The following is a 14,498-nucleotide window of genomic DNA, read 5'->3' as shown; positions in this document are numbered from 1 at the left end:
CAGCAGATGCAAACGAGCTCCAACTAGCAACCAGGAACTAGCAACCAGGAACTAGCAACCAGCAACCAGCAACCAGCAACTAGGATGGACATATGTCCATCCTCTACCGGGGCCGCATTGCTCCTACTCCGACCGGCTATATGCACCTGGGGCATGCGCGTACTTTCTGGATCGCGCAGCAGCGTGCTGCCAGCGGAGTACTGGTGCTGCGTAATGAAGATCTGGACCGCCAGCGATGCAGACCGGAATTCACCGCCGCCATGTTGGAAGACCTGCGGTGGCTTGGGCTCGACTGGCAGGAAGGTCCCGATGTCGGCGGCCCCTTTGCTCCCTATACCCAATCAGATCGGCTGCCTCTCTATGAAGATGCGTTGCGGCGCCTGCTCGCAATGGGGCGGGCCTACGCCTGCACCTGCTCCCGCAAAGACCTGGCGCGGATCGCCGCTCCCCATGCCGAAGACGATAACGAACCGGTCTATGACAATCATTGCCGTCCCGACGGGATCACATCGCAGCCGTTCGCTGCCGGCGTCAACTATCGCTTTCGTGTACCGGACAGAGAGGTCATTCCATTCACCGACGCTAATCTGGGTTCACAACAGTTCGTTGCCGGCAAAGACTTCGGCGACTTCCTCATCTGGCGCAAAGACGGCCTGCCGAGTTATCAGCTCGCCTGTGTTGTGGATGATGCGGCCATGCGGATCACCGAGGTTGTACGCGGCCGCGATCTGCTGAAGTCCACCGCGCGGCAGATCCTGCTGCAACAGGCACTCGGACTTCCCACGCCGGCTTACTTCCATACCGAGCTTATGCTGGATGATCACGGCGAACGGCTCGCCAAACGCCACGATGCACTTGCGTTGAGAACCCTTCAAGCACAGGGCATTTCGCCCCAACAACTCATCGAGAGCTTCGCAAAGTAGCGATTCAACGCGAATGTCTTCTTTTTGTTTGTCATTTCGCAGCGACCAAAGGGAGCGGACAAATCTGCTTCTCTACCAAGGATTCGCACCGTGGTAGAGAAGCAGATCCCTTCGGGATGACAAACAAAACATTCGAGCTTCGCTCGAATGCCCAGGTCCCTTTAGGGACCCGGGGCACCCGGTGTATGGGCAGCCAAAAACGGAAGAGGCATGGCCTATGGCCATGCCTCTTCCGTCATTCACATCAACTGCTAGAACACATCCGGCTTCGTGCTCATCTTGTACTCCGCCGGAGGCGTCGCCCCCATCAGGTTGGTCACGAAGTAATCCCACCGCCGCCGCATCATGTAACGCGAAGCATCGCCATAGCCGTGATGCGCGTTCGGAATCAGCAGCAGATCGAAGTTCTTATTCGCCTTGATCAGCGCATCCACCACCATCAACGTCTCGTACGGCGGAACATTATCGTCCATCGTTCCATGCGCCAGCAGCAGCTTGCCCTTCAGGTTCTTTGCCAGCGTGATATTGGACTGGTTGTCATAGTTGCTGGTCTTGCCATCCGGGCCCACTTCCAGCAAGCCCTGGTAGCGTTCGCCCCAGTCATCTTCATACAAACGGTTGTCATGGTTACCGCTCTCTGAGATACCCACCTTGAAGAAATCCGGATAAGCAAACATCGCATCCGCCGTTGCATTGCCTCCGCCCGAGTGTCCCCACATGCCGACGCGATTCAGGTCCATCCACGGATTCTTCGCCGCCAGCTCCTTGATCCCGGCCACCTGATCTGGCAATGTGTTGTCGCCCATCTTCCCGTACCAGGTGTCCTGGAAGGTCTTCGAGCGCCATGGTGTTCCCATGCCGTCGATACACACCACCACGAACCCAAGCTGCGCCAGGGCCTGGTTGTCGCCGCGCGCCGCCGCGAAGCTGCGGCTGCCACAGGAACCCGTCTGCGGCCCCGGATAGATGTAGTCAATCACCGGATACTTCTTCGACGGATCGAGGTTCACTGGTTTGTAGAGATAGCCGTAGAGATCCGTCTTGCCGTCACGCGCCTTCACCGTAATCGGTGTAGGTGCAATCCATCCGGTCAGCTTCGAAACATCCGTCTTCGCAATCTCCGCCACCTGTTTGCCGTCACTGTCACGCAATACAGTCATAGTCGGCGTATCGGCGGTGGAGAATGCATCGACGAAGAGCTTGCCGTCCTTCGAGAGCACAATGTTGTGATCGGCCGTCTCCGGCGTCAGCAGCTTCAGGCCTTTGCCGTCAAAACCGATCTTGTAGAAGTAATGGAAGTAGGGGTCGCCCTTTTCGCGGCCCATGCCCGTGAAGTAGATCTCCCGCTTCTCTTCATCCACCTTCGGCACGGTATAGACATTCCACTCCCCGCTGGTGATCTGGCTCTTCAAAGAACCGGTCTTCAGATCGTAGAGATACAGATGTCCCCAGTCACTGCGCTGCGAAAACCAGAGCAGCTCATTCGACTTCGGCAGATACTTCCAGTCCACCGCAGCATGGCCACTTTCAAAGTAAGTCTTCACCGTCTCATTCATCACGGTGCGGATCTCACCGGTTTCGACGTCGGCAATGCGGAAGATCGCGGACTTGTGATCGCGCGAGGTGGAGACAAAGCCCAGAGTCTTGCAGTCCTCGGCCCACTGCACATCGTCCCATCCGGAGCCACCGCGGCAGCTTACGTCGTCGCAGTTGGTTGACCGGTGCTGGTCAGGCTCCATCTTCAGGCGCAGGACCTTTGCTGCAGGCACGTCGATGATGACGCGCTCAATCATCGTCACATCCTTATCGCCGGGCAGTGGATACTTCCACTGTTCCAGCTTCGGATGTCCCATCTGTGTATTGACCAGGTACATGTCACCGGTCTTGCGCTGATCCTGCTGGAAGGTGGCAATCTTCTTACCGTCGGGCGACCAGACCAGGATCGGGCTGTCGGAGTGTGTCCAGCCGGCGTTGTCAGTGGCGTAGCCATAATCCTTCACGCCATCGGTCGTGAGCTGTTTCTCTCCGCCGGACTTCACATCGCGTACCCACAGGTTCCAGTCACGGATAAAGGCGGCCTGCGAACCATCGGGACTCAGCGCCTCCGGAGAACGGCGGCCTGCTGTTCCACTGGACGGCGCCGTAATCGTGGTGCAGCTCCAGTCCGCCTTCTGGCAGAGGAACCTCCCGCCCTGCAGACCAATCTCAAGGGACTTGCCGTCGCTCCCCTCTTCCAGCGAGCTGACCTGCAACCGCGCGGCATCCACAGGGCGCTTCAGTAATCCACTGAGAGAAGCCGCAACCTTCTTTGCATCGAACGCGGGAGACTTGGCTCCCTTCGCATCGACAACGAAGAACTGCGCTCCCTCTGGGCCAACATCGCGGTACCAGAAGCGGCCATCCTTCATCCACTCCACGCGGTTGACCTGGTGATAGACCAGCGGATTGACGTTGTAGCTAAGCCGCTGCTCAGCGGCGGCATAATCTGCATCGGTATAGACCCGGCCCGGCTGGGCCAGAGCGACTGTGGTCAAAACGCACAGAAACGCACCAGAGTGCACGGAAAGACGCATCAGAGACTGCCTCCAAATGGATGCATTGAGCATACATCGTGCTACTGCCGCAGCTTCCAAAGCACCTGCCGCCAGATGCCTGTCCAGATCTCAGCGTCCTTCCGGTTCAACCGGAGCCGTCGCACCAGGCGGCGTGTCATCTCTTCACCGCAGTTAGCCGGAAACTTCGCCTCATAGCCGGTCGCTGTCAGGCCTTCACGAAGCACCGCTTCAAAACGGTCTACCGCCGCGCTGTCGGCAAGGCCCTGATCCCCGGCCACCTCACAGGGACTTGCTCCGTCGCGTGCGAGCTCCCACAAACAAACCGCGACTGACTGTCCCAGGTTCATGGAGGTCCCATGCACCTCCATCGGAATGGTCAGCAGGCCGGAACAGTAACTCATCTGCTCGTTAGTCATACCCGTTTTTTCACTGCCGAAGACGATCGCCACGCGCTGCTGCCCTGCCAGCGCATTTCTCACATGCGCGGCCGCCTGCGGTAATGGCTCAACCGGATGCTCCAGTCTCCGGTTCCCGACCGCCGTCGTGCCATAGATCAGGCTGCAGTCAGCGACAGCCTCGGCGAAGCTGGTATGAACCGCCGCCTGTTGCATCACCTCGGCGGCATCCACGGCACTCTTCGCCTCTGTCACCGGCAGCGGGAACTCGGTCACGATCCGGAGAGTGCGAAAGCCGAAATTACTCATTGCACGAGCCGCCGCGCCGATGTTCAACGGGTTGCGCGCGCCGGTCAGCACAACCACCAGATTCTCTTTCTGCTCAGGTGTCAGCACAGGGACTATTCTAGGCAGCATGAGCGAACTTGGGTTGGGCGAGAACGAGCGTCTCTTCATCCTGACCGGCGCCGGCATCTCCGCCGAGAGTGGCCTGGCCACCTTCCGTGGAAGCGGCGGTCTGTGGAACGGCTATCGCGTCCAGGAGGTTGCTACCCCCGAGGCCTGGGAGACTGATCCGGAGCTGGTGTGGCGCTTCTACTCCATGCGGAGACGCGATGCCATGGCCGCCGAACCGAACCTCGCTCACCGAGCCCTGGCCACCCTGGAACAGAAGCTTGGCGATCGCCTGTATCTCTGTACGCAGAACGTCGATGACCTCCACGAGCGTGGCGGCTCCCAACGCGTGCACCACATGCATGGTTCCCTTTTCCAGTCGCGCTGCGTGCGTTGCGAAAAACCCTTCGCGGACCGTGCCTTCTATGAGAATGCTGCTGCGTTGCCGGTATGCACTACCTGCGGTGCCGCAGTGCGGCCGCATATCGTCTGGTTTGGCGAGATTCCGCTGAAGATGGATGAGATCTACAGCCGTCTTGCTGCATCAACACATCTTCTGGTCGTGGGAACCTCCGGCTCGGTCTATCCGGCTGCGGGTTTTGTCCAGATCGCCAATCAGGGTGGACTGAAAACGATCTATGTCGGCCCGGAAGAACCGCTGAATGCAGAGGCGTTCGACACCATCTTCCTGGGCGCCGCCACCGAGGTGCTGCCGAGCTTTCTGCTCTAGGCATACATCGGCTCACCTACACTAGAAGCAGTGGCGGATGACTTCGCACAGCTCGTCAAGCGGCAGGCCGACATCGTCAAGATCGTCGAGGAATATGTCCGCCTCCGCAAGAGCGGGGCCCAGAACTACTCCGGCCTTTGCCCCTTCCACAAAGAGAAATCTCCCTCCTTCTCGGTCAACGCCGTCCATGGCTACTTCTACTGCTTCGGCTGCCATGAGAAGGGCGATGTCTTTACCTTTGTGATGAAGCTGGAGAATGTCGGCTTCCCCGAGGCGCTGCGCATCGTCGCCCAGAAGGCCGGTATCCCGCTGCCCAAGCGCGACTTCTCGTCTCCCGAAGATGCCCGCGAAGCAGGCTTGCGGCGGCAGCTTATCGATGTCCACGAGGCCGCCACACAGTACTTCCAGGCGGCCTTGAACTCTCCCATGGCAGCCCGTGCCCGCGAGTATATGAGCGGCCGCGGCATTACACCCGAGACCGTGCAGCGCTTCCGCATCGGCTTTGCTCCGGATGACTTCAATCACATGCGGGACGAGCTGCGAAAACACTTCAGCGAAGAGGTGCTGCGCGCCAGCGGTCTTTTCACCAGCAAAGAGCAGGATCAGCAGGGACTGCCAACCGGCAATCTTTATGCCCGCTTCCGCAACCGGGTCACGTTTCCCATCTGCAACGAGCAGGGCAAGGTCATCGCGTTTACGGCACGTGCTCTGCTTCCCGACGAAAAAACACCCAAATATCTCAATTCGCCGGAGACTGCTCTCTATACCAAAGGGCAGGTCCTCTTCAATCTGGACAAAGCGAAGGCTGCTGTCCGCGCACAGGATTACGCCCTTCTGGTGGAAGGCCAGATGGACTGTATCTCCGTCTTCATGGCCGGCATTCAGCCTGTCCTGGCCACCAGCGGCACCGCCTTCACTGAGGCACAGGTACGCCTGCTCTCCCGCTTCACCAAACGCGTTGTCGTCAACTTCGATCCTGATACCGCTGGAGCCACCGCCGCGGAGAAGTCCATCGCGCTGCTTACGGAAGAGGATTTCGAGGTCAAGGTCGTGACTCTTGAAGGCGGTCTTGACCCCGATCGCTTCGTCCGCGAACAGGGCATCCAGGCATACGGAGCAGCTCTAAGAAAGGCAAAGCGACACTCCGACTACCTCATCGAGCGCGCCCAGATGCTTTTCCCTCTCCGCTCCCCCGAGGCTAAGGTGAAGGCGGTGAACTATCTGTTACCGCACATCCGTCGGGTGCCATCCGCGATTCGACGCGACGAATTCATTTCTGATGCGGCCCAGAAACTAGGCATCGACGGCTCTCTTCTTCGCCAGGAGATCAGACAGGCCGCCGCCAACCGGCTCGACTCTGTCCGCAGGAGCGTCGCAACTCCCGTCTCCGAGACAGAACGCATCCTGCTGCGTGCCCTGCTTCAGGCTGAGGGCACCGCTCCACGGCGTACCGCGAGTGAATACCTGATGCTCAACCCCCAGTGGTATGCCGGTCTGGCTACCGCACCATTGCTGGAACAGTTCGCGAACGCCCCGGTGCCGGCAAACCCACTCGAAGCGGCTTCCGAACCCCAGTTCGCCGAGATCCTGGCCAAAGTCCTCTCTGAAATCCATAGCTCCGATGAAAGCCTGGAGAAAGATCTTCAGGGAGCTCTTCACACGCTCCAGCGCAGCAGCCTGGAGAGACAGCAACGCGAGATTCGCGTTCTGATGGCAGAAGCGAATCGGCGCGGCGACACCGCTATGGTCGGCAAGCTAACGGAACAGCAGATGGTAATCACACGTCAGTTACGAGAGTTATAACTGGCTAAGTGAAACCAGCACCGTAGCGTCGATCCCTTGCCCGAGTGTCGGGCTTAAGACATTACTCTTCATGAAAAGTTGCGCTTTTCCCTATCTAAATTGCAGGGTTCGTGCAACCCTGTTAGCAGATATCCCACGAGCTCGATCCCGAATTGGCTATCAAACAAAAGATAGGCGCCTGGGACCTCAACGATTCGAGTCTCCCGATGCCACATGTTGCACGATAAAAAGCATCATAAGGATGAAGGTAATAATTTTTCTCGCCCGGCTGCTGAGCTGCACTTCACCCGGCTCCCAAGGACTTTGTCTGTGCGTATCCTTCATTTGATTACATCCCTGGATCTCCGTGGAGGAGGCCCGGCGGAGGTGGTTCGTCTTCTGGGCAAGACGCAAGCCGCTATGGGTTATAACGTCGAGGCAGCGAGTGCGGATGACGAATCTACGGACGTATCCGCGTTTGAATTTCCCGTACATCGGCTCGGTCCTGGCGTCGGGTACGGCTATTCCAAGCGTTTATCCGAATGGCTGAAGAAAAACCGGTCACGATTCGATGCCGTGATCGTGCATGGCTTGTGGCAGTATCCGCATCAGGCCGCCTACACCTTGCTGCGCGGTCATGTTCCCTACTTTGTCTTCGTCCACGGCATGCTGGATCCCTGGTTCAACCAGAGTTTTCGGTTCAAGCACGTGAAGAAGCTTCTCTACTGGCACACGATCGGGCGTCGCGCCCTTGATGGGGCTGCTTCTGTCATCTTCACGACAGACGAGGAGCTTCGCCGCTCCACATCAGCATTCTTCCCATACAGGTGGCGGGCGATGGTTGCGGCTCTAGGAGTTGAGGGGCCTCAACATCCTATCGATCCGTCCGGCCTGTACCAGAGATGGCCCCAACTGGAACAGAGAGAGTACCTCCTGTTCTTTGGCAGACTCCATCCTAAAAAGGGCTGCGATCTGCTACTAAGGGCATTCGCCCGTGTCGAGGCCGACAGCGAGCGGATACTGGTTTTCGCCGGTCCCGCGGACCGCTCGTATGGACGGTATCTGCGGGAGCTGGCAAAGGAACTGGGCATCGAGGACCGCATTCTCTGGACGGGTATGGTGCAGGGAGAAGAGAAATGGGCCATGCTGCAGGAGGCCGATGCCTTTGTTCTTCCCTCACACCAGGAGAACTTCGCCATCGCTGCCGCCGAAGCCATGTGCTGCGGCACACCGGTGCTACTGAGCGACAAAGTGCAGATCTATCGCGATGTAATTCGCGAGGACGCGGGCATGGCGGAGCCGGACACGCTGGAAGGGACGGTATGCCTGCTGGAGCGCTGGGACGCGCTGGACAATCACGCCAGGGCAACCATGGGCCAAAACGCCCGGGCAACCTATCGGCAGAGGTACACGGCCGTGGCTTCCACTGAGAATCTCATGCATCAGATCGAGACCGAATTGCGCAAATTATGCCGCCCGGCTCCAGATCTCCCATTCGGCGGCTCCCAAAGTGCAGCGAGGCATAGCGGACTCTAAGTATGCAAAAGATGCAGCTCCCCAATCCTTACCCTTCGCCGGTACGTTATGGCGCCGCCATCGGTGTTGCGACCTTGTCCATTCTTCTCAGCACTGTGCTGCTTCGGATGGATATCCGGCTGGAGTCCGCATGGATGCTTGCTGCCGTCACCCTCGCCGCCTGGTTCGGCGGCCTGGGACCCGGTCTACTGGCGACCGCACTCTGCTTTGCCGGGCAGATGCTGCTTCGCTATCCGCAGGGGAGTTGGAGAGTGGAAGGCACAAGCGAGTGGGTCGGCCTGGGCGCCTTCTTCATGAATGCGCTGCTGATCTCGTTCCTGTTCCGCTCTCACTACCTTATCCGTGCCTGGCGCAGGGTCTCTCCTGTTGCCGTCACCGGGGGATACTGGTGGCGATATGACACCGGCGGCGAAAGCGTAGAACTCAGTTCGCCCGCTTTTCCCCACGTAACCATCACGCGCACCTATGCCGACTGGCTGCGACAGATCGCGCGACAGGACCGCGCGCGTGTCGAAGCTGCCATACACACGGCTCTGTCCAGTGGCCAGATCGACCTGCAGTTCCACATGATCCTGCCGGAAGGCGTCACCCGCTTAGTGGAGATGCGCGGCGTCCGTCCCGAAGGCCAGGAAAACGGGCTGCTTGCGGTCTGCCTTGAGATGGGCGCTCCGACCCCCGATCCCCAGGCGTTTCTGCACTAGTGTGTATCGACAAACTCTGCTGATCTGAGATAGCCAGGAGGATGGCTGGAACAGGTGGGAGCAGCGGGGTCCCCATCCAGCCTTGCTGGATGGGGTGTTCAGCGGGCTTCAGCCCGCTGCTAAAAGTGTAAAAGTAAATGGGCTTTAAGCCTCGGGCCTTTTCCTAGCAGATAAAGAAGGCCCACGGCTTAAAGCCCATTTTTTATAGAACCTGGTAAACCATGGGCTAAAAGCCCACGGCTCCCGCCTACTCGAGCTCCGCTCGAATAGTTCATCCAGCGAACCTAGTTCCCGGAACCAACGAACAAGTTCGCTGGGGCTCGCCGAATTTGCAATCGATGGGGCATCCAGAGTACGGGTTCACGAATTTGCGCTCGCAATGCCCTAAGCCGGAATCTTGTTCCGTTTACGCTTATAGTCCAATAGTTCCTCTTTCCAGTTCACCTGAGGCATGCCTGCATGTTTCGCCTGTTGCTGCAGGCGTTCGATCGCCTCTCCAAATGGTGTCTGCGGTTCTGTGCTGTCCTCATTTGAGGGCTCTGACGACGGCGCCGCCATCACGTGAACCTCATGCGGAATCGCCGCTGCCGGGTCGTGCTCCTGCTGGATATGTTGGCGGCGCTCAGCAAACTGTTCCGGGGTCATCATGGAAGCAGGTAACCCCATGGGATCGTGTGCAATTCCCTCAGCCATAAGCTTACGAGCGGTCACCGTCAGATTGTCGCGACGGGTTGTAGCGGTACGAAGAGCGCGTTCGCGCTCGGGTTCAGACTCGAACTGCGCGTGATGCCGAAGATGCTCGATTTTGCGGTCATACAAGTCAATCTCACGGAGCAGATCCTTCAGAAAATACTTGTCATGAACAACATGACGCATGGATGTCATCTCTCCAAAGCCGATGTGGCTACAGACGTTGTCGTGCTTTGGTTGGGGCGAAAGACGTGCGGAGCGCAATGCCCTGGAAGGATAAGAGACCCTTCCGGAAGGAGGGGCTATCGGCTCTCGACCGCCCATAAACCGGATGGAAAGATAGATGCAGAATGCCCGCCCGGCAGTTGCGTCCCGCCAAAACACGAAGGGGACAGCGCGAACGCTGTCCCCTTCGGCACTCTATCCGTGAGTGAACTTAGACGGCCGTAACGTTCTCAGCCTGGAAGCCCTTCGGGCCCTTCACGACGTTGAACTGAACGCGCTGTCCCTCGGCGAGCGAGCGGAAGCCGTTGGCATTGATGGCGGTGTGGTGCACGAAAACATCCTCACCGTTATCGCGGCTCAGAAAGCCGAATCCCTTAGCGTCGTTAAACCACTTCACTGTTCCCTGTTCCATTGTTGTTCCTCTTTACCTGTGATGTACCGCTGAATTCTGATGTTTGGAATTCTGCGTGTTCATCTTTGGGGGAACATGCAGGGATTACAAGATCGGATTCTACGATGTTGATTTATCGTACCAGATTTCCTCACAAACGGATGACACGCCTTAATGCGCCATCTTCTGCGCGGCGATCCAGCGATCAGTACGGGCATCCAGCACATCCAGCGGGAGCGCCCCTCCGTCCAGCATCTCGTCATGGAAAGTCCGGATGTCGAACTTCGGCCCCAGTTCCTTCTTTGCCCGCTCCCGCAGTTCCACAAACTTCAACTGGCCCAGCTTGTAGGAGAGCGCCTGCGCCGGCCATGCGATATAGCGGTCCGTCTCCGACTGAATGGTAGGCTCGTCGACGGCATGTGAATTTCTCATAAACTCGACGACCTGATCGCGTGACCAGCCAAGATCATGAATTCCCGTATCGACCACCAGGCGAACCGCCCGGAAGAGTTCTGAGGAGAGCCGCCCATAATCGGAGACCGGATCCTGGTAGAAACCGACCTCTTTACCCAGTTGCTCGGCGTAAAGCGCCCATCCCTCAACATAAGCAGAGTTCCCCCCATGCAGCCGGAAGCTGGGCAGGCCGGTGAGTTGCTGCTGGATCGAAAGCTGCATGTGATGCCCGGGAATCCCCTCGTGGTACGCAACTGCCTCATCCTTGATCGTGTCCCGGTGCTGGAAGTCCGAAACCGCAACCGATACGCGGCCCGGCCGCTTTCCGTCGGGGGTTCCAGTCTGGTAATGGGTCGCCATGGCCGCCTGGAAGGCAGGGATCGCCTCGACGGTGACCGGCGACTTAGGCAACAGGGTGAAGAGCTGCGGCAGCTTGGGCTCCATCTGCGCAATCGCCTTGCGGAAGTTGTCGAGGATCTGCTCTTCCGAAGTAGGAATGTATTTCGGATTCCCCACAATGGATGCCCGGAAGCTGGCCAGATCCGGATACCCGGCGCGTTTGGCCACCGCAGTCATCTCAGCCTCGATCCGCTTAATCTCATCCAGACCAATCTGGTGGATCTTTGCCGGAGGCAGATTCGTAGTGGTGCGGCTGTAGATCGCTGCCTGGTAACGGCGCTTGCCATTGGGCAACGAGGTAATCGAAAGCTGCGTCCGGCCGTGCGGAGCATACTCGTCCCGGACATACGCCGCAAACTGCCGATAGGCCGGGAATACTTCTTTTTCCACTGTCTCGGTGATCTGATCGGTCAGCCGTTTTTTGTCCGCCTCAGAGAAGCTCGCAGGGAACTTCTGGGTTGGCCGCAGAAATGGATTGGCGCGGATCACACCCTCGCACTGACCTGGAACCTTCTCCAGAAGAAACCGCACCGGCATCAGGTGATCATTCTCGCCGGCCTTCATCGCTTCCATCGTCTGCTGGAAGACGCGCGGAATCTGGTGCAGCCGCGCGATGTAGTCCTCATAATGCTTCACCGAATCCAGAGGAACAGCGTTCGGAAGATCTGCCAGGCTGGTGTGCGGCCCACCCATCTGGTCGACAGGCATCTCATAGTCCTTCAGCTCGTAGTTATCGAGTGCCTGTTTCAGACTGCGGACTGCGAGTTGATGTGAAAGCAGATCCTGCTCCGGAAATCCCGCGGTCGAAATTGCATCCAGCTTCGCCAGATACGCCTTGCGGTGCTCGTTCTGACGGGCGATCGTTGCCAGCGAGACATCGTCGAGCTGGTCGTTATAGCGATAGTCGCCATAAGCCGTCGCACGCTGTGGCGACTGTCGCAGGCTCTCCTGGAACTCTTCTTCAAAGAGCTTGTTCTGAGCGGCGATCCGCTCCGAGACCGGCGCAACCTGGGCGAGGGCGGCCGCAGACACAGCAATGCCGCTGGAGAGAACTACCGCATGGAGAAGACGCATGCAGCGACAATACCAGAGATCGCCAGTGAATTAGGACGCGGCTGTCCGCCTACTCTTCTTCGTCGTTCAGGACTTCTTCTTCGATCTGCATGTCATGGAACTCTTCGGAGTCAAAAACCTCTCCGCACTGGAGACATTCAACGAACTCCGCATCTTCATCGCGGGAAACAACGCGGACCTGAGGGTGCTTGCAGTCAAGATTCATGTGACGAGTTGATCCGGAAGACGTGCATTCCGCCGGTCCCCGGATGACTCGGATTTTTACCCGCAATGACCTTTATGTCAACGCCATTCGCCAACTTTGATAATAATTATCGTCTGATAGGTGTTGCTTTCACCCTGGAGGTGGACTAGACTTGTCCTATATCGTGAGACCTCCAGGTCTGTACGATCTCCAGGCGAAACGGCATGCTCAGGCTGACCAAAAAAGCGGACTACGGGCTGATGGCCCTCAAGTATCTGGCCGAGCACGTGGACAACGGCGCCCAGAGCGCCAAGGACATTGCTGAGGCATACCATATCCCCGCACAGTTGCTTGCCAAGATTCTGCAGACGCTCGCCAAGGGCGGCCTGCTGGTCTCCACCGCAGGTACACACGGTGGCTATGCGCTGGCGCGGCCTGCAAACCAGATCAGCGCCTTCGAGGTTATCCGCACGATTGATGGACCGCTGTTTATTACCAGTTGCATTACCATTCACGGCGCCTGCGACCTGACGAGTACCTGCACCATCAAAGAACCACTGCGCAAGGTCAATGACAGCATCAAGGAACTGCTGAGCGGCATCACAGTCGCAGACCTGGCTGAACCGGCAGAAACCGGAACTGCGCTGGGCAGTGGCCTGGTAACGATTGCGCTGTAAGCGATGCGCTAAAGCGGATGCGCTGTAAGCGATTGCGCTATAGGCAAATAAAAGTCCGATTACGGACGGGAAAGATTGTAAGGAGAAGATCAAGGATTATGAGCACTGTTGCCGCTACCGTTGCCGCGCCGAAGGGTGTGAAGCTTCCCATCTATATGGACAACCACGCCACCACGCCGCTGGATCCGCGCGTGTTGGAGGCGATGATGCCATACTTCACCACCGTCTTCGGAAACGCCGCCAGCCGCAATCACAGCTTCGGCTGGGAGGCTGAACAGGCTGTCGAGAACGCCCGTGAGCAGGTCGCGAAGCTGATCGGCGCCTCTGCCAAGGAGATCATCTTCACCTCAGGCGCGACTGAATCCAATAACCTCGCCATCAAGGGCATCGCCGAGATGTATCGCGAGCGCGGCAACCACATCATCACTCAGGTTACCGAGCATAAGGCCACCCTCGACACCTGTAAGAAGCTCGAGAAGCAGGGCTACCGCGTCACCTACCTGCCCGTAAAGGCCGATGGCCTCATCGACATCGAAGACCTGAAGCGCGCCATCGATGACAAGACCATCCTTGTCTCAATCATGTACGCCAACAACGAGATCGGCGTCATTCAGCCCATTGAAGAGATTGGCAAGCTCTGCCATGAGAAGGGCGTGCTCTTCCATAGCGACGGTGTGCAGGCTGTGGGCAAGATCCCGGTCAACGTCATCAAGGACAACATCGACGTCCTCTCACTCTCCGGCCACAAGATCTACGGACCCAAGGGCGTAGGGGCACTGTACGTTCGCCGCCGCAACCCTCGCGTGCAGATCTCCGAACAGATCAATGGCGGCGGTCACGAGCGCGGCATGCGTTCGGGCACGCTGAATGTTCCCGGCATCGTCGGTCTCGGTAAGGCCTGTGAGATCGCCGGCCAGGAGATGGAAGAAGAGTCGAAGCGGCTCACCTCGCTGCGCGATCACCTCAAGCAGAAGCTTGAGTCGGCGTTGGACTATGTTCACGTCAACGGCAACATGGAGCACCACCTGCCCGGCAACCTGAACATGAGCTTCGTGTACGTGGAAGGCGAGAGCCTGCTGATGGGCATCAACGAGATCGCCGTCTCCTCCGGTTCGGCCTGCACCTCGGCCACCCTGGAGCCGAGCTATGTCCTCAAAGCTCTGGGCCTGGGCGATGACGTCGCGCACAGCTCCATTCGCTTCGGCCTCGGCCGCTTCAACACGATCGAAGAAGTAGACTACGTCGCCGACAAGCTGATCGACGTGGTGCAAAAGCTGCGCGAACTCAGCCCGCTCTACGAGATGGTGAAAGAAGGCATCGACCTCAGCAAGATCGAGTGGGCGGCTCACTAAGCAACGGAATTTGGACGAACCTTCGTCCGTGAAAGCTA

At 58.3% G+C, this 14,498-nt stretch carries 13 protein-coding genes; 7 read left to right on the top strand and 6 right to left on the bottom strand.

What is annotated here, in order from left to right; translation table 11 throughout:
• Positions 1-92 precede the first annotated feature (92 nt).
• Positions 93-923: a tRNA glutamyl-Q(34) synthetase GluQRS gene (gluQRS, locus tag OHL21_RS04725; protein WP_263416097.1), complete on the top strand. Its 831-nt coding sequence runs from the start codon at positions 93-95 to the stop codon at positions 921-923.
• 251 nt (positions 924-1,174) lie between these two features.
• On the opposite strand, the gene OHL21_RS04720 is transcribed toward gluQRS, so the two are convergent.
• Positions 1,175-3,496, bottom strand: coding sequence for a S9 family peptidase (locus OHL21_RS04720; RefSeq protein ID WP_263416096.1), 2,322 nt, complete (start codon positions 3,494-3,496; stop codon positions 1,175-1,177).
• Between the two features lie 41 nt (positions 3,497-3,537).
• On the bottom strand, positions 3,538-4,269 hold the full coding sequence (locus tag OHL21_RS04715) for an RNA methyltransferase (RefSeq protein WP_263416095.1): 732 nt from the start codon (positions 4,267-4,269) through the stop codon (positions 3,538-3,540).
• A gap of 19 nt (positions 4,270-4,288) precedes the next feature.
• On the opposite strand from OHL21_RS04715, the gene OHL21_RS04710 reads away from it, so the two are divergent.
• The 4 genes from OHL21_RS04710 to OHL21_RS04695 all read left to right on the top strand — a co-directional run bounded on the left by OHL21_RS04710 (position 4,289) and on the right by OHL21_RS04695 (position 9,015).
• A complete protein-coding gene (locus OHL21_RS04710; RefSeq protein ID WP_263416094.1) occupies positions 4,289-4,996 on the top strand; it encodes an SIR2 family NAD-dependent protein deacylase in 708 nt (235 codons plus the stop codon).
• Positions 4,997-5,026: 30 nt separating this feature from the next.
• Positions 5,027-6,799, top strand: a complete 1,773-nt coding sequence (gene dnaG / locus OHL21_RS04705; protein WP_263416093.1) for a DNA primase — start codon at positions 5,027-5,029, stop codon at positions 6,797-6,799.
• A gap of 213 nt (positions 6,800-7,012) precedes the next feature.
• The gene (locus tag OHL21_RS04700; RefSeq protein WP_263416092.1) at positions 7,013-8,314 is read left to right on the top strand and encodes a glycosyltransferase; all 1,302 of its coding nucleotides are present in this window, start codon (positions 7,013-7,015) and stop codon (positions 8,312-8,314) included.
• 2 nt (positions 8,315-8,316) lie between these two features.
• Positions 8,317-9,015, top strand: coding sequence for a DUF4118 domain-containing protein (locus OHL21_RS04695; RefSeq protein ID WP_263416091.1), 699 nt, complete (start codon positions 8,317-8,319; stop codon positions 9,013-9,015).
• Positions 9,016-9,399: 384 nt separating this feature from the next.
• Here OHL21_RS04695 and OHL21_RS04690 read toward each other — a convergent pair whose 3' ends face one another.
• The 4 genes from OHL21_RS04690 to OHL21_RS04675 form a co-directional block, all read right to left on the bottom strand.
• On the bottom strand, positions 9,400-9,891 hold the full coding sequence (locus tag OHL21_RS04690) for a hypothetical protein (protein ID WP_263416090.1): 492 nt from the start codon (positions 9,889-9,891) through the stop codon (positions 9,400-9,402).
• A 250-nt stretch (positions 9,892-10,141) separates the two neighbouring features.
• Positions 10,142-10,342, bottom strand: coding sequence for a cold-shock protein (locus OHL21_RS04685; protein ID WP_147645673.1), 201 nt, complete (start codon positions 10,340-10,342; stop codon positions 10,142-10,144).
• A gap of 150 nt (positions 10,343-10,492) precedes the next feature.
• Complete coding sequence (locus OHL21_RS04680) at positions 10,493-12,247, bottom strand: DUF885 domain-containing protein (RefSeq protein WP_263416089.1); 1,755 nt, start codon at positions 12,245-12,247, stop codon at positions 10,493-10,495.
• A 49-nt stretch (positions 12,248-12,296) separates the two neighbouring features.
• Entirely contained in the window at positions 12,297-12,452 is a 156-nt protein-coding gene (locus tag OHL21_RS04675; protein ID WP_263416088.1) for a hypothetical protein, read from the bottom strand.
• A gap of 203 nt (positions 12,453-12,655) precedes the next feature.
• On the opposite strand from OHL21_RS04675, the gene OHL21_RS04670 reads away from it, so the two are divergent.
• Positions 12,656-13,108, top strand: coding sequence for an RrF2 family transcriptional regulator (locus OHL21_RS04670; RefSeq protein ID WP_263416087.1), 453 nt, complete (start codon positions 12,656-12,658; stop codon positions 13,106-13,108).
• 98 nt (positions 13,109-13,206) lie between these two features.
• A complete protein-coding gene (locus OHL21_RS04665; RefSeq protein WP_263416086.1) occupies positions 13,207-14,460 on the top strand; it encodes an IscS subfamily cysteine desulfurase in 1,254 nt (417 codons plus the stop codon).
• Positions 14,461-14,498 lie beyond the last annotated feature (38 nt).

It is taken from the genome of Terriglobus albidus (genome assembly GCF_025685425.1).
In the GTDB taxonomy this organism is placed as follows: domain Bacteria; phylum Acidobacteriota; class Terriglobia; order Terriglobales; family Acidobacteriaceae; genus Terriglobus; species Terriglobus albidus.
Note: the sequence above shows the minus strand (reverse complement) of the source record. Positions and strands in the feature narration are given on the sequence as shown.